General features: G+C 64.7%; 23 protein-coding genes. 8 read left to right on the top strand and 15 right to left on the bottom strand.

The features are described 5' to 3' along the window. Positions 1 to 37 precede the first annotated feature (37 nt). The 5 genes from ABD923_RS03010 to ABD923_RS02990 all read left to right on the top strand — a co-directional run bounded on the left by ABD923_RS03010 (position 38) and on the right by ABD923_RS02990 (position 5,220). A complete protein-coding gene (locus ABD923_RS03010) occupies positions 38 to 1,444 on the top strand; it encodes a helix-turn-helix domain-containing protein (RefSeq protein ID WP_259546756.1) in 1,407 nt (468 codons plus the stop codon). Between the two features lie 106 nt (positions 1,445 to 1,550). Then, positions 1,551 to 2,375, top strand: coding sequence for a glycosyltransferase family 2 protein (locus ABD923_RS03005; RefSeq protein WP_259546758.1), 825 nt, complete (start codon positions 1,551 to 1,553; stop codon positions 2,373 to 2,375). Then, on the top strand, positions 2,372 to 2,731 hold the full coding sequence (locus ABD923_RS03000) for a lipid-A-disaccharide synthase N-terminal domain-containing protein (protein WP_259546760.1): 360 nt from the start codon (positions 2,372 to 2,374) through the stop codon (positions 2,729 to 2,731). Before ABD923_RS03005 ends, ABD923_RS03000 begins: the two co-directional genes overlap by 4 nt. Before the next feature lie 9 nt (positions 2,732 to 2,740). Further along, positions 2,741 to 4,441 (top strand): ArnT family glycosyltransferase, encoded by a 1,701-nt coding sequence (locus tag ABD923_RS02995; RefSeq protein ID WP_259546761.1) that lies wholly within the window; start codon positions 2,741 to 2,743, stop codon positions 4,439 to 4,441. Continuing rightward, positions 4,423 to 5,220 carry a phosphatase PAP2 family protein gene (locus tag ABD923_RS02990; RefSeq protein ID WP_345229412.1) on the top strand — a complete coding sequence of 266 codons (798 nt, stop codon included), beginning with the start codon at positions 4,423 to 4,425 and terminating at the stop codon, positions 5,218 to 5,220. The genes ABD923_RS02995 and ABD923_RS02990 overlap by 19 nt, the downstream gene beginning before the upstream one ends. Here ABD923_RS02990 and ABD923_RS02985 read toward each other — a convergent pair. The 14 genes from ABD923_RS02985 to ABD923_RS02920 all read right to left on the bottom strand — a co-directional run bounded on the left by ABD923_RS02985 (position 5,195) and on the right by ABD923_RS02920 (position 17,962). After that, positions 5,195 to 6,256 (bottom strand): YeeE/YedE family protein, encoded by a 1,062-nt coding sequence (locus ABD923_RS02985; RefSeq protein ID WP_259546763.1) that lies wholly within the window; start codon positions 6,254 to 6,256, stop codon positions 5,195 to 5,197. The genes ABD923_RS02990 and ABD923_RS02985 overlap by 26 nt on opposite strands. Positions 6,257 to 6,342: 86 nt before the next feature. Beyond that, positions 6,343 to 7,578 carry a 5-aminolevulinate synthase gene (hemA, locus tag ABD923_RS02980; RefSeq protein WP_259546764.1) on the bottom strand — a complete coding sequence of 412 codons (1,236 nt, stop codon included), beginning with the start codon at positions 7,576 to 7,578 and terminating at the stop codon, positions 6,343 to 6,345. After that, complete coding sequence (locus tag ABD923_RS02975; RefSeq protein WP_259546765.1) at positions 7,575 to 8,015, bottom strand: DUF302 domain-containing protein; 441 nt, start codon at positions 8,013 to 8,015, stop codon at positions 7,575 to 7,577. The genes hemA and ABD923_RS02975 overlap by 4 nt, the downstream gene beginning before the upstream one ends. A 69-nt stretch (positions 8,016 to 8,084) precedes the next feature. After that, a complete protein-coding gene (locus ABD923_RS02970) occupies positions 8,085 to 9,347 on the bottom strand; it encodes an NAD(P)/FAD-dependent oxidoreductase (RefSeq protein ID WP_259546766.1) in 1,263 nt (420 codons plus the stop codon). Between the two features lie 117 nt (positions 9,348 to 9,464). Further along, positions 9,465 to 10,130: a c-type cytochrome gene (locus ABD923_RS02965; protein WP_259546768.1), complete on the bottom strand. Its 666-nt coding sequence runs from the start codon at positions 10,128 to 10,130 to the stop codon at positions 9,465 to 9,467. A gap of 37 nt (positions 10,131 to 10,167) precedes the next feature. Continuing rightward, on the bottom strand, positions 10,168 to 11,211 hold the full coding sequence (locus tag ABD923_RS02960) for a c-type cytochrome (protein ID WP_259546769.1): 1,044 nt from the start codon (positions 11,209 to 11,211) through the stop codon (positions 10,168 to 10,170). A gap of 1 nt (position 11,212) precedes the next feature. Further along, positions 11,213 to 12,484, bottom strand: coding sequence for a sulfite dehydrogenase (soxC, locus tag ABD923_RS02955; RefSeq protein WP_259546771.1), 1,272 nt, complete (start codon positions 12,482 to 12,484; stop codon positions 11,213 to 11,215). Between the two features lie 33 nt (positions 12,485 to 12,517). Further along, the gene (gene soxB, locus ABD923_RS02950) at positions 12,518 to 14,212 is read right to left on the bottom strand and encodes a thiosulfohydrolase SoxB (protein ID WP_259546772.1); all 1,695 of its coding nucleotides are present in this window, start codon (positions 14,210 to 14,212) and stop codon (positions 12,518 to 12,520) included. 90 nt (positions 14,213 to 14,302) lie between these two features. Further along, complete coding sequence (gene soxA / locus ABD923_RS02945; RefSeq protein WP_405048287.1) at positions 14,303 to 15,157, bottom strand: sulfur oxidation c-type cytochrome SoxA; 855 nt, start codon at positions 15,155 to 15,157, stop codon at positions 14,303 to 14,305. 45 nt (positions 15,158 to 15,202) lie between these two features. Beyond that, entirely contained in the window at positions 15,203 to 15,532 is a 330-nt protein-coding gene (gene soxZ, locus ABD923_RS02940) for a thiosulfate oxidation carrier complex protein SoxZ (protein WP_259546773.1), read from the bottom strand. Positions 15,533 to 15,556: 24 nt separating this feature from the next. Further along, positions 15,557 to 15,979 (bottom strand): thiosulfate oxidation carrier protein SoxY, encoded by a 423-nt coding sequence (soxY, locus tag ABD923_RS02935; RefSeq protein ID WP_259546774.1) that lies wholly within the window; start codon positions 15,977 to 15,979, stop codon positions 15,557 to 15,559. A 29-nt stretch (positions 15,980 to 16,008) separates the two neighbouring features. Continuing rightward, on the bottom strand, positions 16,009 to 16,485 hold the full coding sequence (soxX, locus tag ABD923_RS02930) for a sulfur oxidation c-type cytochrome SoxX (protein WP_259546775.1): 477 nt from the start codon (positions 16,483 to 16,485) through the stop codon (positions 16,009 to 16,011). Between the two features lie 115 nt (positions 16,486 to 16,600). Further along, a complete protein-coding gene (locus ABD923_RS02925; protein WP_259546776.1) occupies positions 16,601 to 17,191 on the bottom strand; it encodes a thioredoxin family protein in 591 nt (196 codons plus the stop codon). Between the two features lie 30 nt (positions 17,192 to 17,221). Further along, complete coding sequence (locus tag ABD923_RS02920) at positions 17,222 to 17,962, bottom strand: cytochrome c biogenesis CcdA family protein (protein WP_259546777.1); 741 nt, start codon at positions 17,960 to 17,962, stop codon at positions 17,222 to 17,224. Between the two features lie 157 nt (positions 17,963 to 18,119). Between ABD923_RS02920 and ABD923_RS02915 the strand changes: the two genes are divergently transcribed. From ABD923_RS02915 to ABD923_RS02905, 3 genes are all read left to right on the top strand, one after another. Then, positions 18,120 to 18,428 (top strand): hypothetical protein, encoded by a 309-nt coding sequence (locus ABD923_RS02915; RefSeq protein WP_310796375.1) that lies wholly within the window; start codon positions 18,120 to 18,122, stop codon positions 18,426 to 18,428. Positions 18,429 to 18,587: 159 nt separating this feature from the next. Further along, the gene (locus ABD923_RS02910; protein WP_259547433.1) at positions 18,588 to 18,890 is read left to right on the top strand and encodes an ArsR/SmtB family transcription factor; all 303 of its coding nucleotides are present in this window, start codon (positions 18,588 to 18,590) and stop codon (positions 18,888 to 18,890) included. A gap of 61 nt (positions 18,891 to 18,951) precedes the next feature. Then, the gene (locus tag ABD923_RS02905; protein WP_259546779.1) at positions 18,952 to 20,007 is read left to right on the top strand and encodes a YeeE/YedE family protein; all 1,056 of its coding nucleotides are present in this window, start codon (positions 18,952 to 18,954) and stop codon (positions 20,005 to 20,007) included. Positions 20,008 to 20,043: 36 nt separating this feature from the next. On the opposite strand, the gene ABD923_RS02900 is transcribed toward ABD923_RS02905, so the two are convergent. Then, entirely contained in the window at positions 20,044 to 20,892 is an 849-nt protein-coding gene (locus ABD923_RS02900; protein WP_259546780.1) for a fumarylacetoacetate hydrolase family protein, read from the bottom strand. Positions 20,893 to 20,987: the final 95 nt, after the last annotated feature.

Below are 20,987 nucleotides of genomic sequence, written 5' to 3'. Positions count from 1 at the left end.
TATTTGTGAACTTGTAAACCTTTCTGGATACAAAGGCATGCTGAAAACCTTCATCGGGCCCCGCCTTCGCCGTCTCCGCCTCGACCATGAACAGACCCAGGCACAGATGGCCAAGGCGCTCGGCATCTCCACGTCTTACGTTAACCTTTTGGAAAAGAACGAGCGAAGCGTCTCGGTGCCCGTGCTGCTGAAACTTTTCGAGGTTTACGGCGTCGACTGGCGCGAAATCGCGGAGGATGACGACACCGCCGTTCTGGCCGATCTGCGCGCGGCGTTGCAGGACAATTTCTTCGAGGCGAACCGCCCCGACCTGACGCAGCTTCGCGCAGCGCAGATCCACGCGCCCGATCTCGTGACGTCGTTCCTGAAACTGCACCGCGCCTATCTGGCCGTCACCGACCAGCTTGCCACGGTCGCCGCGGGATCCGGCGATGCCAGCCAGGTTCTGACCACCTCGCCCGAGGCAGCGGTGCACAACTTCTTTCGCCGCCATCACAATTACTTCGAGGCCCTCGAACAGGCCGCCGAGGCGTTCTGGGGCGGTCGCCGGATCGAACCCGACGATATCTATGCCGCGCTCAAGAGCCGCCTGATGGACCGGCTGGGCCTGCGCGTGCGTCTCGTGACCGTCCAAGACATGCCCGACAGCCTCCGCGAATATGACGAGGACCAACGGGAGGTCCTTTTATCCGAGGCGCTGGACCATCCCAACCGTGTGTTCCAACTGGTGCACGTGGCGGGGCTGATCGAACACCGGGCCCTGCTGGACACGTTGCTTGCGCAATCCGGCATCGACAATGCCCAAGGGCTGGCCCGCTGCCGCGTCGAGCTGCTCAACTATTTCGCCGCCGCAGTCCTGATGCCTTATGGCCCGTTCCTGTCCGAGGCGCTTGCCTGCAAATACGACTTCGACCACCTCGCCATCCGGTTCGGGGTCAGTTTCGAACAGGCCTGCCATCGCGCCACGACCCTGCAACGCTCCGGCGCGCAAGGGGTGCCGTTCTTCTTCCTGCGCGTCGACAAGGCCGGGAATGTCACCAAGCGGTTCAACGCGACCGACTTCCACTTGGCCGAGTATGGCGGAGCATGCCCGCGGCTCGAGGTGCACACCTCGCTCCGCACACCGGGGCGGATCGTGCCCCAGTTCGTCGAGATGCCCGACGCGAGCCAGTTCTTCGTTTTCTCGCGCACGGTCGACCGGCCCAGCGTCACGCGCCACAAGCAGGATGTCCGGCTTGCCGTCGCCATGGGATGTGCCACGGACCACCTCGACCAGATCGGCTATGGCGAAGATCTTCGGGCCAGCCATGCGCACCCCACCCCCATCGGCATCAACTGCCGGATCTGCCCCCGCGCCAATTGCGACCAGCGCGCCCACAACGCCGTGGTCCTGTCCGAACCCGTGAACGAGAAACGACGTGGCCGGACGCGATATGCGAGCTGAGTAGCGCAGAGAGGCCCCTGACGTGGCGGTGGACGGGAGTTTCGCCTTTCATCGCGGCGCACGTGGGACTATTGCTCGCGGCACGGGAACGGCCGGGATAGCAGAGATGACCGACAGAGCCGCAGGGCCAGAGGGGCGGGCGGATACGACGCCGCGTTTCGCAATCGCGATCCCCATGCTCGATGAGGCCGGCGCCGCCGAGGCGCTTCTTTCGGCATGCCGGGACGCGGCTCAGCCGCTCGGCCCGTTCGAGATCTGCGTCACCAATGATGGATCGCGCGACAACACAGCCGAGGTTCTGCTGGCGTTTCGCGCGGCCAATCCCGATGTGGCGATGACCATCGTGACCCATCCCCGCCCCGGCGGACAATCCGCCGCGATCCACGACGCGGTGCGCGCGGCCCGGGCCCCGATCATCGTGACGCTGGATGGCGACGGACAGAACCCGCCCGAAGAGTTGCCCAAGGTCTTGGCGCCGCTTCTGTCCGACACCCGCCCGGCTCTGCTGGGCCTCGTGGCCGGGCAGCGCGCCAAGCGCAACGACCCTCTGCCCAAGCGGCTGGCGAGCCGCGCGGCGAACGCGCTGCGCGGCTGGATGCTGAAGGACGGCACCCGCGACACCGGCTGCGGCCTGAAGGCGTTTCGCCGTGACGCCTTTCTGGCCCTGCCTTACTTCGATCACATGCACCGGTTCCTCCCCGCCCTGTTCCAGCGAGACGGCTGGAGCGTCGCCCATGTGGACGTGGCCCATCGCCCGCGCGTTGCCGGCGAATCCAAGTACACGAATCTCGGCCGCGCCATTGTCGGGGCCAGCGACCTGATCGGCGTGGCATGGCTCATCCGGCGGCGGCGCAAACTGTCGGCGGCGGATGTCTCCATTTCGCGGGGGACCGAGGACGAACAACACGTGGCGCCGGAGGTTGCCCAATGACCGAGCAGATTTTCCAATGGCTTGCGATCGAAAGCTGGACCGAGTTCTGGTGGGTCGTTCTGGGCCTTTCGGCGCAGCTTGCCTTTTCGATGCGCTTCATCGTGCAGTGGATCGCATCGGAGCGCGCCGGACGGTCCTACGTTCCGCTTGCCTTCTGGTACCTGTCGATCATCGGGGGAACGTTGCTGCTGTCCTACGCGATCTACCGGCAGGACGTGGTCTTCATCCTGGGTCAGTCGATGGGCGTGATTGTCTATGCGAGAAACCTTGTTCTGATCCACCGTGCCAAACGGGAGGGGCGCGCCGGGAAAGACCCGGCAGACGCCGCCCGCGCGCCTGACCCCGCCGCGGAGTAAACCGGCACCATGACGTCTCACGATATTCCGTCTGCGCGGTCCACCGGGCTTTTGACCCGGCTGGCCCCGCTCGCCGTCCTGCTATTGGCGCTGTTCAGCTTCGGGGTTGGTTTGACCGAACTGCCCGTTCAGGACCGTGACGAGGCCCGCTACGCCCAGGCCAGCCGCCAGATGGCGGAGACCGGCGATTGGGTCGACATCCGCTTTCAGGAGGACGCGCGTCACAACAAGCCAGCCGGCGTTTACTGGATGCAAGCCGCTGTGTTGCGGGCAACCGGCCAAACCGGGACGACCGAGATCTGGGTGCAACGCATCCCCAGCTACCTGTCAGGGGCGCTGGCCTGCCTTGCCCTGATTTGGGCGGGCTCGCCGTTGGTCGGACGGCGAGCCGCCATCTTGTCGGGCGTCATGCTGGCCACCGTCTACATGCTCCATGCCGAAGCGCGCACGGCCAAGACCGACGCAGCGCTTCTATTGGCGATCATCCTCGCGATGGGGGCGATGGCGCGGGCCTGGCTCGGCGCCGATTGGCTGAAACAGGGCCGCCGATGGACCGTTCCGGCCGTCTTCTGGACGGCCATGGCGGCGGGGCTGCTCATCAAGGGGCCGATGATCCTGCTGCCGGTCCTGGGCGCAGCGGCATGGATCTCGATCTCGGGACGCAGCCTGCAATGGACCAAGGGGCTCAAACCCCTGCCCGGACTGGCGTGGATGCTGCTCCTCTCGCTGCCGTGGTTCGTGGCGATCATGATCCGTACCGAGGGCGAGTTCCTGATGGCCTCGGTCGGGGGCGATCTCGTGGAAAAGATCACCGCCGAGGGCGAACATAGCGGCTTCCCGCCGGGTGTTTACCTGGTGACGATGTGGTTCACCTTATGGCCGTGGAATATCCTTGCCCCGCTGGCGGTCGTCGCGGGCTGGAAGGCCCGCAAATCACGCGAAACCGCGTTCCTGCTGGGCTGGCTGATCCCGACATGGCTGGTCTTCGAAGCGATTTCGACAAAGCTGATCCACTACACCCTGCCGACATATCCGGCGCTCATGCTGCTCGCGGCGGGCCCGCTTGTGGCGATGATCGACGGCACGCGACGCTTCGCCGGGTGGCCCGCGCATCTTGGGGCCTTCGGCTTTACCCTCGGCACGGTTTTCTTCGTTGCGATTGCCTTTGGAGGGCCGATTGCGTTCGGAGAGGGCATCGACCTTCTTTCGGTCGCAGGTGGGCTCGCTCTCGGCGCCGCGGCTTTTGCCGGCCTGATCTGGCTCTACCGTGGCCAGGCGAAACGCGCCTTGGCCTCGCTTGCCACGGCCGGTGTTCTGATGGGGTGGACCATGACGGCCGTCACTCTGCCCGCGCTTCATGACTATTGGATCACCCCGCGCCTGGCCGACGCCATGGCGCAGCACGAATGCCTCGTTGGGCCGATCTCTCTCAGCGGGTATGCAGAGGCGAGCACGGTCTTTCAGTTCGGTCGTGACACGCTGCACCAGTCACCGAACCAGGCACTGGCATGGTTGGCCGAGGGTGAGAACCGCGCAGCGTGGATCGATACCCGCCGCCTGCCCGACAGCATGGACATGCCGCCGGAGGGAGTCGCCGACCTGACGGAGATCCGTGGCACCAATTACACCAACGGACGACGCGTGCAGTTGCGCCTGTACGTTTCCCCTGGCGTGCCCGCCCCCGCTGACCCATGCGCCCCTGTCGAATAGCCACGGGCCCCGCTGCCCTGCCGCTGCTGGTGGCATTCCTGACGGTGCTGATGGCCGCCCTGGTCCTGGATGCACCGGTGCGCGCTGCCCTGAACGGAGCGCCGGATTGGCTGCGGTCAGCCGGGGAACGGGTCACCTGGCTGGGCAACTCCAACTGGATGTTCACGTCGCTCTTGGCCGTGATGGCCATCGCCGTTCCGCTGGCCGGCCTCTCCCCCAGCCCAAGAACGCGTCGGCAGGCGGTTCTTGCCTTGCGACTGGCCGTGGCCCTGTTCCTGCTGATCCTTCTGTCGGGGATCGCGGTTCAGGTCTTGAAACACCTCTTTGCACGGGCCCGACCGACCCATTTCGACGATCTGGGCGCCTATGCGTTCCATCCGCTGACCTTCCAGTTTCGGCACACGAGTTTTCCGTCGGGCCACGCGACCACGATGGGCGCCTTGGCCGTCTTTGTCGCTGCGGTGACACCGCGCCTTTGGCCGCTGGCGGCGGGGATGGCGACGGTCGTCGGCATCAGCCGTATCGTCGTGGAAAAGCACTATCCGTCGGACGTGGTCGCGGGTCTGGTTCTGGGCGGCGCCTGTGCCTGCGTTCTGGTTTCCGCGTGGCGGCGAACTGGTTTGTTGCCGCCCAGCCCGGTGCGCCTTTTGCGCGCGATGCGACCGCGCAAAGATGGAAAACGCGACAGGCCGCCGGGGCTCGCGCGGGGGGCGCAGGCGCTTCTGCGCGCTTTCGGTCAAGGATTTGCCGCCCTCAAGCGGTCGCCGACACAGAGGTGACCCGCGCCAGCATGCGGGTTGTCACGATGGCCCCCAGCCACATGCAGAACACCGCGGTCCAGGATGTCAGCGACATGATCGCGCCCCCCGACACACCGGCCCCGACGGCACAGCCACCCGCCAGCATCGCGCCGAAGCCCATCAGGATCGCGCCCGCAAGGTAGCGCTCCATCGGCGTGTCGGGACCGAAGCGTTCAAGCTTCCACTCGCGCGCCAACAGGGCCGAGGCCCCCGACCCGACAAAAACGCCCGGCACAAGACCTATACCGAAACTGAGGATGATCGAACGCTCGGAGACCAATGCCATCAGCGTGTCTGTCGCGGGCCCGGTAAAGGTGACCGACAGGATCGGCACGATTTCAAACGAATTGGACGCAATGGCATAGGTTGCGACCCAGCCCATCGTCACGGCAGCGCCGACGAAAATCGCAGCGATGGATTTTCCGATCGTCACCTCGCGGCTGCGGGCCAGGAACAGCGCCCCGATCAGCGCAACAGCGGCAATCGCGGCCACCTGCCAATGGTCCAACCCCAGGACCGGCCCAAGGTCTCGTGCGCTGCCGCCAACCAGCCAGAGCTGCGAGATTTGCTCGCGCGCCGGGGCGAGCACTCCGGTAAACGACGCCTGTGCGACCAGCGTCACCACAAGCCCGGTCACGAGTGCGCGCAGGTTGCCCGTGGCCGACAGCACCAGCAACCGGCTGGCGCAGCCGCGCGCCAGAACCATCCCGACCCCGAACATCAGCCCGCCGATCACGGCGCCCGACATGCTTCCGGTCGCGGCCAGCTGACGCGCGTCGCGCACGTCGAGCAGGTTCGTCGAGATCGCCGCCTGTGTCAGCATCAGGGCCGTGGTGAACACGATCAGCCAGATCGCGAGTTTCGACCCCACGTGCCCCTCGGCCACCTCGACCGTTGCGGCCCGCAGGCAGAACCGTGACCGCTGTGCGGCCCAGCCGAAGACAAGACCGGTCAGGGCCCCGGCAAGGCCGAGGACCAGCGGTTCACCCCAAGTGACGAGCAGATCTTCCAGCATGTGAAGGGCCTCCGGATTGGAGCGGACCCTATGGGAGGGGCGTGCCGCGCGCGTTGATTTGGCTCAAATCGCGCGCGGCGCTGCCCCTACTGGGCCGCGATGGGCTGGCGTGCCAGTTGGCACTGCGACCAAAGATCGCCAAGCGCCTCGACCAGGCGGTCGACATCGCCCGCGCTGTGCACCGGCGACGGCGTGATGCGCAGCCGCTCGGTCCCCTTCGGGACGGTCGGGTAGTTGATCGGCTGGATGTAGATGCCGTGATTGGCCATCAACTGGTCCGAGATGAAGCGGCATTTCACCGGATCGCCGACCATCACCGGGATGATGTGGCTGTCGTTTTCCAGATACGGAATGCCAAGCGCGTCCAGACGCGCCCGAACCTCGGCCACGCGGTCCTGATGTGCGGCACGCTCGGTCTGACTGTGCTTGAGATGACGCACGGCAGCGCAGGCCCCGGCCGCCACGGCGGGCGGCAAAGCGGTCGTGAAGATGAACCCACTGGCGAAACTGCGCGCGAAATCCACCAGGGCCGCCGATCCGGTGATGTAGCCGCCCATGACGCCGAAGGCCTTCCCGAGCGTGCCCTCGATCACCATCAGCCGATCCATCAGCCCCTCGCGTTCGGCGATGCCGCCCCCGCGCGGACCGTAGAGGCCCACGGCGTGCACCTCGTCGAGATAGGTCATCGCGCCGTAGCGGTCGGCGATGTCGCAAATCGCCTCGATGGGCGCGATATCGCCATCCATGGAATAGACGGACTCGAAGGCCACGATTTTCGGGCAATCCGCCGGCAACGCGGCAAGCTTGGCCTCGAGGTCCTCCAGATCGTTGTGCTTCCAGATCAGCTTTTGAGCGCGGGAATGGCGGATCCCCTCGATCATCGAGGCATGGTTGCCCGCATCCGACAACACCACGCAGCCGGGCAGCCGCGAGGCGAGCGTTCCCAACGCGGCCCAGTTCGACACGTAGCCCGACGTGAAAAGAAGCGCTGCCTCCTTGCCGTGCAGATCGGCCAGTTCGGCCTCAAGCTCCACATGGGCATGCGTGGTGCCCGATATGTTGCGCGTACCCCCCGCCCCTGCCCCGGTCTTGTCCAGGGCCGCGTGCATCGCGGCCAAAACGTCAGGGTGCTGGCCCATCCCGAGATAGTCGTTCGAGCACCAGACGGTGATCTCGCGTTCTTCGCCCTCCTGCCGGTTGATCGCCCGGGGAAAGGCGCCGCGGCGGCGCTCCAGGTCCTTGAACCAGCGATAGTTCCCCTCCTCCTTCAGCGCATCAAGCTCGGCGCGGAAGAAGCCGTCATAGTCGTTGAATTGCGTCACTGGCCGGTCACCTCCAGGATGATGGCGTCCAGAACCGCCTCGACCTCTTGCATCGGGCCGTCGGGGTAATCGCGATGGCCCAGCATGACCTGCCCATCGCGCTGCATCACGAAGATCGAATAGGGGCAATGCACGATGTTCATCGGGTCGGCCTCCATCACGCGGCGCGAGATCGCGGCCGAGCAGAAGAGGTAGATCTCGGCCTCTTCGAAGATCGGCTCGGCCCCTTCCGCGCCGACATCCTCGGCGGTTCGGTTCAGCATGTCTCCGACATGGCTGGTGTAATCGATCACGAGCCCACGATTGATGATCGCGTTCTCGACCGCGAAGGTCGCGTCCTCGAAACTGCCGTCGAAGGGAAAGGTAAGCGCGTGCTGTGCCGATGCCGCCGATGCCGACAGGGCGAGTGCCGCAGAGAGTGCCAGTGCCTTTTTCATAGGTGACGTCCCCAGGTCAGAAAACCCGGACGGCGGGCGCATCCCGCCGCCCGGAAAAAAGGTATCACATCAGCCGAACATGTCTTCGGTGATGGCGTCATACCAGCCAAGGCTTTCGCGGTAGGTTTCGGCCCGCGTTTCGGGCGTCTCGTCCACCTGGCTGATGAAGCTGTCGACGCTGGCGATGCCCTCGTCCGTCGCCTCGTAGGTCGCGCCCACCTTGACGCCGTCATCGGTGGCGATGAGCGACCAGCAGGTGTTGGCGAAGCGCGGCGGGAAGGCCCGGCCATCGGTCAGCGCGGCGACAATGGCATTGGCCGCCACCTTGGCCTGGCTGTTGGCCGAGAAGCCCGACTTCGGCATCGCGCCCTGTGCCGCCGCGTCGCCCAGAACATGGATGTTCGGGTCGATCCGGCTGGACAGGTCATAGGCCGAGACCGGCGCCCAGTTGCCATCGTTGATGCCGGCGGCAAAGACGATGCCCCCGGCACGCTGCGCCGGGATGACATTGCAGACATCGACCTGCTCGACCTGGCCATCGATGCTGATGGTCATGGCCGACGGGTCCACGGTGACGTTGCCGCCGCCGAAATCCGGACCGATGCGCTGGATCATGCCGGGGTAATGGCGTTCCCATCCATCCTCGAAGAGGCCCTGCTTGGAGAAGCTCTCCTTCGGGTCGGCCACAAGGATCGTCGCGGTCGGGTTCACCTCGGACAACAGATGCGCCACCATCGAGATCCGCTCGTACGGCCCCGGCGGGCAGCGATACGGGTTGGGCGGGGCGACCATGGCGAAGACGCCGCCTTCGCGCATGTTCATGATCTGGTTCTTCAGAAGCTCGGTCTGGCTGCCGCCCTTGTAGGCATGGGGCATGACGTTCTGCGCCGCCGTGGACCAGCCCGGCACGCTGTCTTCGACAAAGTCGATGCCGGGGCTGAGCACCAGCCGGTCATAGGGCAACACGTCCCCGCCAGCCAGCGTCACGGTCTGCGCCTCGCGGTCGACACCGGTGGCCCAGTCATGAACGACGTTCACCCCGCCCGAGGCGATCCCGCCATAGGTGTGGCCGAGGCTGTCGAACTCGCGGAACCCGCCAAGATAGAGATTCGAGAAAAAGCAGGTGTAGTAGGCGCGGGTGGGTTCCACCAGCGTCACGTCGATCGCGCCCTGCGATCCGTTGGCGATATAGCGCGCGGCCGTCGCCCCGCCTGCACCGCCCCCGACGACGACGACACGTGGCGCCGTTTGCGCTCGGGCGATCATCGGCGCACTGAGCGACGCCGCCACTGCGGCGGTCGTTCCCATGAATACACGTCTATTGATGGTCATTTGGGTCTCCTCCCTTTGCCACCCCGGTCCGTTCGCTCTGCCGGAGCCAGAAAATTCCGGATCTCCCCTTCCGGATACACCGGGTCTCCTCACCCGGGATACCTACGCGACCTTGGCCTATTGACCGACGGTCTCGAAATATGCGGCCAGCGCGGCGATCTCCTCATCGCCCAACCGGCCGGTAATGGTTTGCATCACCTGATGTTCGCGCTCTCCCGAGCGATACGCAACAAGTCCCTCAATAAAATCGACAGGGGCCATGCCCGCGATCGACGGAATATCATCCCCGCCCTGAGGACGATGACAGGTGGTGCACTCGTTGGAAAGATACTCGCCGTAATACGCGTCGCCCTCCATCCGCAAGATCTGCAGCACCTCGTCAGACGGGGCAAGCAGGACGGCCGTGGCATTCGCGTAGACGGGGTCGGGGGTGCCGCCCTCCTCACGCAGGAAGGCAACCAGGTCTGCCCTGTCCTGTGCGTCTTGGATGCCACGGAAAATCATGCGAAGGCCAGGCACGTAATCGGACGGATCCGCAAGAAAATCGTCAAGCGCGTCAGCCGTCCAGACCAAGCCTTCGGACGCCGCGTCGATCAGGGCCTCGGAATACCGGTAGCCCATGGCCACCGCCGCGGGGCGCCCGACGATGCCATCGAGATGCGGGCCGATCCGGTTGATGGCGCCATCGCCGATCATGTGGCAGGCGGCGCAGGGGCGGTACAACTCGCGACCCCGCTCGGGGTCGCCTTCGGCCAGCACCGGGGTCCCGGTGCTGGCCGTCATCAAGACGATCGCGGTTAGAAAGCGCTGTCCCATAAGGTTACTGCGGAGTTTCCGACATGATGTAGGCAAGAACCGCCCGGATATCCTCGTCTTCGTCGATGCCGTTGAACACCATCCGGCTGCGCGGCATGAACCCACGCGGATTATGCAGATAGGCGATCAGGTTTTCCTCGGTCCAGACAAGACCTTCCTCTGCCGCCTCCTGGAACGCCGGCGAATACCGGAAATTCTCCCGCATCCCGGCCTCGGCACCGACGATCCCGTTGAGAGCCGGCCCGACGCGGTTCCGCGCCCCCTCGCCAACCTCGTGGCAGGCCTGGCACTGGCGCCAGATGCTAGCACCGGCGGCAATCAGTTCCGGGCTCGGGCCGGTGTCGGCCGCGGCTTCTTCCACGACCTCGGGTTCGGCAGATGCTTCTTCCTCATCTTCTTCCGGGGTCACGTCGAGGATCGTCGCACGCATCGTGATCTCGACTTCACCTTCGGTGCAGTCGGTCATGCAGGGCTCGCGCGTCCAGGCCACGACTTCGGTTTCGTCGCGGTCGTCCATGAAGAACCCGTCGGCGTTCGGCATCTCGACATCGTGGAACGTGTCCTGGTTCAGGACAAAGTCGTCATCCACGACGTTGTTGAGATAGAGCAGGTAGGCCACGATCGCGTAGGTTTCGTCCGGCGACAGGCTTTCGGCCTGGCCGTAGGGCATCGCGCGATGGACGTAATCGACCACGGTCGAAAGGTAGGGCCAGTAGGACCCGATGGTCTTGGTCGGATCCTCGTAGGTCAGCGTTCCCGCGCCACCGGCAAGGACCGGCCAGCGGCCCACGGCCTCGCCGAAGTCACCGTGGCAGGCGGAGCAGTAATCGACGAAGAGTTCTTCGCCGGTCCACACGTCCCCCTCGCCCACGGGAAGACCCACACCGTCGGGGCGCACGTCCCAATCCCAGGCCGCGACCTCTTCGGGCAGCGCGGGACGGCCCAGGCCGAAGCCACCCTCGCGGGAGGCAGCGGCGTTTTCCTGCGCCAGGGCAAAGGTGGCGGCGCCAGCCAGAAGCGCTGCTGAAAGCGTAAGCGTTTTCATCATCTTAACCGACCTCGACATTTTCGGCTTCGCCGTTTTCGTTGACGTACCAGGTCTGGATACCGTTGTTGTGGTAGATCGAGTTCTCGCCCCGGAATTCGCGCAGCTGCTCTTTCGTGGGCTGCACGTAGCCGGTGGAGTCGATCGCCCGCGACTGCAACAGCAGCGGGGAGCCATCCCAGTCGAACTCGTAGTAGAAGCGGTGCATCGACTTATCGAGCGACGGGCCCGACATGCGTGCCTGGTGCCAGTTGCGGCCGCCGTCCAGCGTGACGTCGACGCGCGGGATGGTGCCGCGGCCCGACCATGCCACGCCGGTCAGGACCATCGGGCCCGGGCCGTGGGTGATCGGTGCTTGCGGGCTGGGGTTGGTGATGACCGACTTGGCGTCCATGACCCAGGTGAAGCGGCGGGCATCGCCATCTTCCAGGAGGTCGGTGTACTTGGACGTCTCCTCGCGGTGATGCCAGGGCTCGTCCCCGACTTCGAGGCGGCGCAGCCACTTGATCCACATGTTGCCTTCCCAACCCGGCACCACGAGGCGCAGCGGGTAGCCCTGCTCGACGCGGAGGGCTTCGCCGTTCATCTTGAAGGCGACCAGGCAATCGTCGAGGGCCTTTTCCATCGGGATGGAGCGGGTCATGCCGGCGGCATCGGCCCCTTCGGCCAACAGCCAGCGGCCATTCGTCTGCACGCCGGCCTCTTCCAGAAGCAGGCGCAGCGGCACGCCGGTGTATTGCACGTTGTGGATCATGCCATGGGTGAACTGGCAGCCGTTCAGCTGCGCGCCCGCCCATTCCATGCCGGTGTTGGCCGCGCATTCCAGGAAATAGACGTGGTTTTCCCGCGGGAAGCGCATGATGTCTTCCATCGTGAAGACCATCGGCGTGTCCACGAGGCCGTTGATCATCAGGCGATGCTCGGCCGGGTCGATCTCGGCCGCGCCGCCATGGTGGCGCTCGAAGCAGATGCCGTTCGGCGTGATGATCCCGTCAAGCTCGTGCAGCGGGGTGAAGTTGATCGAACTGACCTGGTCAGCCGTCAGCCACGGCACGGTGCGGCGCACCGCTTCGGTCTCGTAGGGCGAGGGCATGCCGTAGGGGGCGTTGTCGACGCCGGGGCCAAGATACTGGCGCCATGGCTGGGGGTCGATGATGGCCGGGTCCGGTGCTGCCTGGGCATGCACCAGCTTGCCGCTGGCCAATGCGCCGCCCGCTGCCGCCGAGGCGGTCAGGAAGCTACGGCGCGAGGGGGAGAAGGATTTCCCGTCAGACATGACTACTCCTTTTCTTTGGGGCAGGCCGGGCGATCAGCCCGCCACCACGTCCACGCTGTTGTTGGGTTCGATATTCACGGTGCCGAGTTCGCGGATGTGGTTCTCCACCACGTCCCAGATCGGCGGGCCTTCGGTGCCTTCGTTGACGCTGGCCCAGCCGGCGACGACGTAGGTCTGATCGGGGGTGATCGGCTCCCCGGTTTCCAGAAGGGTCATGTTGGTGACGCGGTTACCGGCCTCGGCCGCGGGGTCGATGCGGTAGCCCATGCCACCGACGCGCACCATGTCCCCGCCCTGCTGGTAGTAGGGGTCGGGGTTGAAGATGTTGTCGGCCACGTCCTCCATGATCAGCTTGAGGAATTCGCCGGTCATCTCGCTGCGATAGGCGGCCGGATAGCTCATGGCCGTCGCGTTGAAGATGTCTTCGCGGGTGATGTTCTGACCCGGCACGACCGTTGCGCCCCAGCGGAAGCCCGGCGACAGCGCGATCTGGGCATCGCGCTGCGAGATCAGCGCGTTGCAGATCACGTCGTCCCAGGTGCCGTTGAAGTTGCCACGGCGATAGAGCAGCGATCCAGCCTGGCCGATCACTTCCGACATCTCGGCCTCGAAGGGCGCACGGGTCTCGGCGACCAGCGCGGCCATCTCGGGGTCCGGGGTGATCACGTCCGAGAAGATCGGGATCAGGCGATGTTCGATCCCCTGCATCGCGCCGTCGCGCACGTCGAGATCGATCCGGCTGACGAACTTGCCGTGGCTGCCCGACGCGATGAGGAACGTGTTTCCGACCTGCACCGGTTCGGGCAGGGCGTCATGCGTGTGGCCCGTGAGGATCACGTCGATGCCGGGAATGTCCTCGGCAAACTTGCGATCGACGTCAAAGCCGTTGTGGGAGAGAAGGACAACGACCTCGGCGCCCTGCGCACGGACCTGCTGCACGACTTCCGCGATCCGCTCGCGGCGCAGGCCGAAACTGTATTCGGGGAACATCCACGAAGGGTTGGCAATCGGCAGATAAGGGAAAGCCTGCCCGATCACGGCGATATTGGTGCCGCCCCGTTCGTACATGCGATAATCGTCGAAGACCGGCTCGTCCCATTCGGCGTCGAAGATGTTGGCGCCGAGGAAAGCCGGGTTCACGTGGTTCTCGATCAGCTCGTTCACGCGGGCCGAACCGAGGGTGAATTCCCAGTGCGAGGTCATCGCGTCCACGCCGAGCGCGTTCATGATCTGCACCATGTCCATGCCCTCGGTGCGCAACGCGGGCAACGAGCCGTGCCAGGTGTCGCCGCCATCGAGAACCAGCGCCTCGGGGCGATCCGCCTTGATCGCGTTGACGACCGTTGCGATGCGGTCGACGCCGCCCATGCGGCCATAGGCATTGGCCAGCGAGACGAAGTCGTCATAGGTCAGCGCATAATCCATCGCGCTGCCCTGCTCGATCCCGTACATCGCGCGGAAATCTGCGCCCACGATATGGGGCGGCAGGCCGGTCATCTCGCCGACGCCGAGGTTGAACTCGGGCTCGCGGAAATAAAGCGGCTGGGTCTGGGCGTGAATGTCGGTGATGTGGACAAGGGTGACATTGCCCGAGCCGCCGCCACCGATCAGGTCGTCCTGCGTCAGTTGCTGCTGAGCAGCCAGGCGGGCCCAGTTGCCGAAGCCCGAAGCGCCGTAAAGCGCAGAAGTTGCCATCGCGGCCTGGAGGAAGTGGCGACGGGAGATCATGGGTTCACCCTCTGGTTTTATTCAGGTTTTTGAATGTGTTTGGGCGGAAGGCCCGCCTCGGATCGCTCCGGGGCGGGACTTGTCGATGTCTTAGTTGCGGACCGAGGGGCCTTCGACCGTCAGGCCGTTGCCACGCGAGGCGACATACAGCTCGAGGGCGATGAACTCGGGGCTGCCTTCCGCGAAGGTTTCCGCACGCGTGTCCCGGATGCAGCCGCGGAAGCGCGAATGCGTCGAGTTCAGGCGGGCGTTCTTCAAACGGTAGGTCGGGAACCCGTTGATCTGACCCTGGCTGAGATGGTCTGCGCGGATGTAGTTGCCATAGTTCTGCTCATGGCAGGTGGCGCAGCTCATCTCGAGGATACCGTACTCGGTGTAGTAGATCTCACGACCCATTTCCCAGGTTTCCCGGGCCGGGCCATCGATCGCCACGTTGACGACATTGCCACGTCCGACGGACGCGATCAGCGCTTCGAGGTTGACCATGTCACGGCTGGACCAGCCAAGCGCTTCGGCCCCCATCCGTTCGGTCACACACTCGTTGATCTGCATGGTGATCGTCTGGACCTCGCCACGCTCCTCATCCCACTGGGGATAGACGGCACGCACCTCGGACAGGTTTTCCGGGGTCTCGTGACAGGTCGCGCAGCTATTGCCCTCGGTGCCCATGGCCGTGTTGAAGATTTCGATCCCCTGCTCGACGAAGAGCATGGCGGGGTTGTCGAAATCATCCATCTGCATGGCCTGGGTCTCGTCCGACCGGAAGGTCCAGCCCGAGTAGATCATGTCGAGATGGCCATCGAGGTGATCGGGCGCTTCGGTGCGCACGATCATCTCCAAGTCGCCATTGATGACCAGGTCCGCGTCCTCGTCGGCCGACAGCGTCGCCGCGGTGCCCATCAGGGCCATGGCCGCCACGCTGCCGAGCGCGAGTGCTTTTTGCATCTTGTTCATGGTCGTTCGCCTCCTCCCTGCGATGACCGGCACCTATCAGGCGACCGTGATGTCGGCGGTTTCCTCGTAGACGGACCCGTCGTCATCGTACCAGGTGAAGTTGAACGTGCCCGTCTCGTTCACCACCGCCGAAAACTGGAAGTAAGGGTTCGTCGACACCGCGGGCTCGATGGTCACGTCGATGACGTTCTCGCCGTTGAAGTCGCAGGTGAAGCGGTTGATGATCGAGCGCGGGATGACGTTGCCATCGCCGTCTCGACGCTGGCCGCTTTCCATCGGGTGGCTGATAAGGGTGCGGATCGACACCACGTCGCCGGCCGAAGCCTCACGCGGGACACGCACACGGGGGGTAACATTGTCTGCCATTTCTCGTGTTCCTTATGTCTGTCCTCAGCCGCCGCAGCCGCCGATGGTGACTTTCACTTCCTGCTGGGCCCGAAGAAAGGTGCCATCTGGCATGCGAGCGATCGCGATCACGTCCTGCTCACCGGCAAGGCGGATACGGGTCGACGCGGCCTGAGCACCGGCTGCGGGGCCAAAGTTGAAGGTGGCGACGTCCGGGCTGGGGTTGCCGGCGGCCAGAAGAATGATCGCCTCGGCGCCGGGGGCGTCGACCTCGATCGGCACGGTATTGCCGTTTTCGGCGATCTCGGGGGCGATCAGGGTGATCCCGTCCGGGCTGGTGTCGGCCCCGCCGGTGAAGGCGTTGATCGCCGCATCGACATCCTGGGCGGTGGCGACGCTCGGCAAGAGCGTGATCGCGGCTGCGGCGCCAACGCCGGTGCCAACGAACTGCCTGCGGTTCATTTCCATAGTCTCGGTTCTCCTTTCTCGGCCCGACCTTACTCGGTGAGCGTCAACAGATATGCGACCACGTCCTCGACCTGCTGCGCCGACAGGATCGGCTCGAGCGGGCCTTCGGCAGCGCGGCCGGTGTAGCCGTTCCCGGGGCGAACGAACCCGCTGACCCGGTAAAACGAAGGCATCGCCGAATCCGGGAAAATGTTGTCCGCGTTCACCAGCATTCCGCGAAGCGCGGCTTCGGTCCAGCGATCTGCCGCGCCATCAAGCGTCGGCCCAACCTCCCCATGAAACGGGTAATCATCCAGCGCGGTGACCTGGTGGCAGGCAATGCAATTGCCCAAGCCCCGATTGGTCATCACCTCTTCCCCACGGGCCGGATCACCCGACACACCCGTGAGAGAGACTTCAACCTCGCCATATTCATTGGCAGCCACATCATCCGGTGCAATCACGTCGGCATGCAGCCCCGTTGCAGCCACACTGAAAAAGGCTGCGAAAAGCAGTTTGCGCGTCATTTTTCCTCCCTAGACGGTCGTTCCGCCCTGCATACGACCGTAGACGAACTCCCGTTATGATTGCAACAACACATTTGGTTTTTTGAATACAACTCCCGCGAGACCCGTTTGACACTCAGTCATCCGCGCCGATCCGCTGGCCCGAAGCAGCCCGTTCGTTGAACATTCTCGCATGATAACGTTGGAAATCTTCCTCGCCGTCATAGCCCTCGGCAAGGATCCAGTTGAGCAGGTCGTACATGGTGGGCGCGCCGAACGCTCCGGGCATGGTGACGACCGCGGCCTCGGCGCCGCTCAGGCCATCGGGCACCTCCGAATCGAAGAAGAGAATCGTCGGCGTGAACATGTTGCGCCAGCGCCGGGCGATATCGCTTTCCGACATGACTTCGCCGTCAAAGTCGGTCACCTCGGTCGCGCCATGCATGTTCAGCCGGACGAAGAAGAACTCCTCCGACAGCATCTCCTCGATCTCGGGAACGACGAAGACCTCTTCGTGCATGCGCGTGCAGTAGATGCAGCCCCGCTGCTCGATGATGACGGCGAAACGCTTGCCCTCGGCATTGGCGTCTCCAAGATCCTCGCGCAGGTCGCGGAAGGTTTCGTGCAACCACTCCGCCTCGTGCAGGCCATCCCCGTTCAGGGTCTGCGCAGCTGTGGCGAGTGGCGCGACGGCGATCATGGCCGCGGCGATCACGGTTCTCAGCATTCTAGTCTCCTCCCAGGTTGAGGGTGCCCGTCAGCCCATCTGACGGAAGACCTCGAAATTCTCGATCATCCACTGCCCGATATAGTTGAGAGCGTTGGTCGCGATCAGCACGCCGAAGACCACCAGAAGCAGGCCCATCGTCTTCTCCACCGCGCCAAGATGCCGGCGAAAGCGGCCCATGAGCTTCATGAAAGGTCCGACGAAGGCGGCTGCCCCGATGAAGGGCAGCGTCATGCCCAGACCGTAGGACGTCAGCAGGATGGCCCCCTGCCCTGCCGTCTCGGTGCCTGCGGCGGTGAACAGGATCGCGGCCAGAACGGGGCCCACGCAGGGCGTCCAGCCGAATGCAAAGGCGAGGCCGATCAGGTACGCCCCTCCAAGGCTGAGGTTGCTGACACTTCCGGTTTCGGCGCGCCATTGGCGATTGAGGAAGCCGATCTTGAACACACCCAGGAAATGTAGCCCCATCACGATGATCAGCGCCGCCGCGATCCAGCGCAGCACGTCGAACCAGTCGCGCAGCAACTGCCCGAACACCGAGGCCGAGGCCCCGAGGCCGACGAAAACGGTCATGATCCCGGCGGCGAAGATCGTCGCGGCGAGAATCGCCCGCGCCCGGACGGCCGCCGTGGCCCCTCCGCCCTCCGCGACCTGATTGACGCTTACACCGGCGAGATAACTCAGGTAGAAAGGCACCATAGGTAAAATGCAGGGCGAAAGAAACGACAGGAGTCCTGCCGCGAAGGCACCCCAGATGGTCACATCGAACATGATCCCTCCCAAGCCATCATATTCAGGTATTCAGATTAGAAGCGCTTTTCGATCGCCGTCAATCGAAACGCGAAAACCCAAGCGCGCCATACTCGCAATGGTAGTGGCGCTTGGGAGCCTCCTGCCCCTGCCTGCACTGGCAGACTTGCAATTGATCATGATCGAGCAGACCGGCTGTTTCTATTGCGCGCGCTGGCACGAAGAGGTTGGCGATGCCTATGACCGCACGCCCGAGGGGGCGGTCGCGCCCTTGCGGATGCTGCAACTCTCCGAGCCCATTCCGGATGACCTCGACATACAGGGACGCGCGGTGTTTACCCCGACCTTCATCCTCGTCTCCGACGGTCGGGAAGTGGGCCGCCTGGAAGGGTATCCCGGTGAGGACTTCTTTTGGGGACTGCTTCAGCGTATGATCGAACAGACCGGCGTGGATTTGGAAACGGAGGCCGCAGGCGCGACCAACTGATTGGCGCAGCGGGAAAAGACATTGGCACGGACTGCAATGGGTTTCAGCGAGATCGCCGATCTCATAGGTGTGGAAGAGACCGACGCAACGGCGACGGCGCCGCCGCGCGGTCACCGTCCGCTGACCCGCGCGACCATTCTGCCGGCACCGGGAGAACCCATGGATGACGCCACCTGGCGGCTGTTGCGCGACCATGCGCAGGAGGCCTCCGATTTCCTGAAGGCCATCAGCCATGAAGGCCGTCTCATGATCCTCTGCTCGCTGGCCGATGGCGAGAAGTCCGTGACCGAGATCGAACGGCTGCTGTCCTCACGGCAGGCTGCGATCAGCCAGCAGCTCGCGCGGCTGCGCCTCGAAGGGCTGGTGACGGCCCGGCGCGAGGGAAAACAGATCTTTTACAGTTTGACAGATGACCGGGCCCGCCGGATCATCGAACAGGTTTACGAGTTGTTCAGCAGCTAAACGCTTTCCCGCCGAACGATAATGATCGCGGCGCGGACGTTCAGCCACGCAGGGAGGGAACATGCTCGACATTCTCGGGGAGACCGGGGCCGTCCTGCTGATCGGACTGGTCGGCGGGATCATCCTGGGCCTTGCGGCCCGGGTCGGTCGCTTTTGCACGCTCGCCATGGTCGAGGACGCCCATTACGGCGATGACACCAGTCGCCTGTGGCTGTGGGTCATGGCCCTGGGGACGGCCATGGGCACCAACTACGCGCTGCAGGCCATGGGGCTGATGGAGATCAGCCAATCCTTCTACATCACGAACGCCTTCCCGATCCTCGGGGCCGTTCTGGGTGGACTGATGTTCGGCTACGGCATGGCGCTGGCCGGCAATTGCGGCTTTGGGCATCTGGCCCGGATCGGCGGCGGCGACCTGCGCTCTCTCGTGATCGTTCTGGTCATGGGCGTGACGGCGATGATGGCGATCTCGGGCCTGCTGGCCGCGCTGCGCATCCAGCTTTTGCCGGTGGTTTTCTCGCCCGAGACCCCGCAGAGCTACCCGCACGCCATCGAACGACTGACCGGCATCGACTCCTCGTTGATCGGCCTGGCCTTGGCGGCTGTCCTGATCGTGGCGGCGATCCGCTTCCTGCCGGCGCACCGGCGGATCTCGCACCTGATCTGGGGGGCGGTCGTGGGCCTGACGATCACCTCGGGCTTTTACGGCACCTATTGGGTGACCAACACCGGCTTCGAGGTGTTCCCGATCCTGTCCCACAGCTTTACCGCGCCGGTTGGCGACACGATTCACTACGTGATGTTCTCGAGCGGGCTCGACCCGAAATTCGGTATCGCGTCGGTCGTGGGCGTCATCATCGGCGGCGGTATCGGCAGCGTGATCCGCCACGGGTTCCACTGGGAGGCCTGCGACGACCCCCGCCAGTTGAAGCGCCAGCTTGCAGGGGCCACCCTGATGGGGTTTGGCGCGGTCATGGCCGCGGGGTGTTCCGTTGGACAGGGCCTGTCGGCCTTTTCGATGCTCGCCTATACGGGTCCGATCACCGCGGCCGCGATCTGGGCGGGGGCCTGGTTCGGCCTGCGCCAACTGATCGTGGGCTTTGCAACCCAGCACTGAGAGCCGCGCCGGCATGGCCGGCGCGCTTGGCTAGTCTCAGGCATTCCAGGCGATGGTGCGCTGGCGCTGCGTGCCCAGCCCCTCGATCCCGCAGGCGATCTCCTGCCCTTCGCGCAGATAGACCGGCGGTTTCTGCCCCATGCCCACGCCCGGCGGCGTTCCGGTCGAGATGATGTCGCCCGGCTGCAGGCTCATGAACTGGCTGATATAGCTGACCAGGTGACGAACGCCGTAAACCATCGTGGCGGTCGATCCATCCTGGTAGCGGTGGCCATCGACCTCCAGCCACATGGCCAGCGCCTGCGGGTCGGCGACCTCGTCCGCCGTCACCATCCACGGGCCGGTCGGCCCGAAGGTATCGGCCGACTTGCCCTTGACCCATTGGCCCGCCCGCTCGATCTGGAACGCACGCTCCGACACGTCGTTGACGATGCAGTAGCCCGCGACATGGTCCATCGCGTCGGCCTCATCGACGTAGGATGCGGGTTTGCCGATCACGATGCCCAACTCGACCTCCCAATCGGTTTTCTCAGACCCGCGCGGGATACGGATATCGTCGTTCGGACCGCAGATGGCACTGGTCGCCTTGAAGAACAGAATAGGTTCCGGCGGGATATCCATTCCCGCCTCGGCGGCGTGATCGGCGTAGTTCAACCCGACGCAGACCATCTTGCCGATATCGCCAACGCAAGCGCCGATGCGCGGCGCGCCCTCCACCACGGGCAGGCTGGCCGGGTCGATTGCGGACAGGGACGACAGGCCTTCAGGCGTCAGGACCGCGCCCGAGATGTCACCCACATGGTCCGAAAGGTCGCGCAGACGCCCCTCGGCATCCAGCATCCCCGGCTTTTCCGCCCCGGCCTCACCATAGCGCAAGAGTTTCATGTCCCGACCTCCCGTTACCTGACGTGTTGCCACGGGTTTGCCCAAGCGTCGCGCCGCCTGCAAGCGGCAACTGCCCATGGACGCCCGCCCACTGT

Origin of the sequence: [Roseibacterium] beibuensis (assembly GCF_039542305.1) — a bacterium.
GTDB classification, from domain to species: domain Bacteria; phylum Pseudomonadota; class Alphaproteobacteria; order Rhodobacterales; family Rhodobacteraceae; genus Roseibacterium; species Roseibacterium beibuensis.
The sequence above is the reverse complement of the archived record's forward strand: the minus strand, read 5'-3'. Positions and strand labels throughout refer to the sequence as shown.

Coding starts and splice junctions, on each gene's coding strand:
- ABD923_RS02910 (WP_259547433.1), top strand. CDS start 18,588: ATGGATGACGCCACCTGGCGGCTGTTGCGCGACCATGCGCAGGAGGCC.
- soxA (WP_405048287.1), bottom strand. CDS start 15,157: ATGCAAAAAGCACTCGCGCTCGGCAGCGTGGCGGCCATGGCCCTGATG.
- soxC (WP_259546771.1), bottom strand. CDS start 12,484: ATGTCTGACGGGAAATCCTTCTCCCCCTCGCGCCGTAGCTTCCTGACC.
- ABD923_RS02915 (WP_310796375.1), top strand. CDS start 18,120: ATGATCGAGCAGACCGGCTGTTTCTATTGCGCGCGCTGGCACGAAGAG.
- soxB (WP_259546772.1), bottom strand. CDS start 14,212: ATGATCTCCCGTCGCCACTTCCTCCAGGCCGCGATGGCAACTTCTGCG.
- ABD923_RS02990 (WP_345229412.1), top strand. CDS start 4,423: ATGCGCCCCTGTCGAATAGCCACGGGCCCCGCTGCCCTGCCGCTGCTG.
- ABD923_RS02900 (WP_259546780.1), bottom strand. CDS start 20,892: ATGAAACTCTTGCGCTATGGTGAGGCCGGGGCGGAAAAGCCGGGGATG.
- ABD923_RS02995 (WP_259546761.1), top strand. CDS start 2,741: ATGACGTCTCACGATATTCCGTCTGCGCGGTCCACCGGGCTTTTGACC.
- ABD923_RS03005 (WP_259546758.1), top strand. CDS start 1,551: ATGACCGACAGAGCCGCAGGGCCAGAGGGGCGGGCGGATACGACGCCG.
- ABD923_RS02920 (WP_259546777.1), bottom strand. CDS start 17,962: ATGTTCGATGTGACCATCTGGGGTGCCTTCGCGGCAGGACTCCTGTCG.
- soxX (WP_259546775.1), bottom strand. CDS start 16,485: ATGACGCGCAAACTGCTTTTCGCAGCCTTTTTCAGTGTGGCTGCAACG.
- ABD923_RS03000 (WP_259546760.1), top strand. CDS start 2,372: ATGACCGAGCAGATTTTCCAATGGCTTGCGATCGAAAGCTGGACCGAG.
- ABD923_RS02970 (WP_259546766.1), bottom strand. CDS start 9,347: ATGACCATCAATAGACGTGTATTCATGGGAACGACCGCCGCAGTGGCG.
- ABD923_RS02925 (WP_259546776.1), bottom strand. CDS start 17,191: ATGCTGAGAACCGTGATCGCCGCGGCCATGATCGCCGTCGCGCCACTC.
- ABD923_RS02985 (WP_259546763.1), bottom strand. CDS start 6,256: ATGCTGGAAGATCTGCTCGTCACTTGGGGTGAACCGCTGGTCCTCGGC.
- ABD923_RS02975 (WP_259546765.1), bottom strand. CDS start 8,015: ATGAAAAAGGCACTGGCACTCTCTGCGGCACTCGCCCTGTCGGCATCG.
- soxZ (WP_259546773.1), bottom strand. CDS start 15,532: ATGGCAGACAATGTTACCCCCCGTGTGCGTGTCCCGCGTGAGGCTTCG.
- ABD923_RS02965 (WP_259546768.1), bottom strand. CDS start 10,130: ATGACGGCCAGCACCGGGACCCCGGTGCTGGCCGAAGGCGACCCCGAG.
- soxY (WP_259546774.1), bottom strand. CDS start 15,979: ATGGAAATGAACCGCAGGCAGTTCGTTGGCACCGGCGTTGGCGCCGCA.
- ABD923_RS03010 (WP_259546756.1), top strand. CDS start 38: ATGCTGAAAACCTTCATCGGGCCCCGCCTTCGCCGTCTCCGCCTCGAC.
- ABD923_RS02960 (WP_259546769.1), bottom strand. CDS start 11,211: ATGATGAAAACGCTTACGCTTTCAGCAGCGCTTCTGGCTGGCGCCGCC.
- ABD923_RS02905 (WP_259546779.1), top strand. CDS start 18,952: ATGCTCGACATTCTCGGGGAGACCGGGGCCGTCCTGCTGATCGGACTG.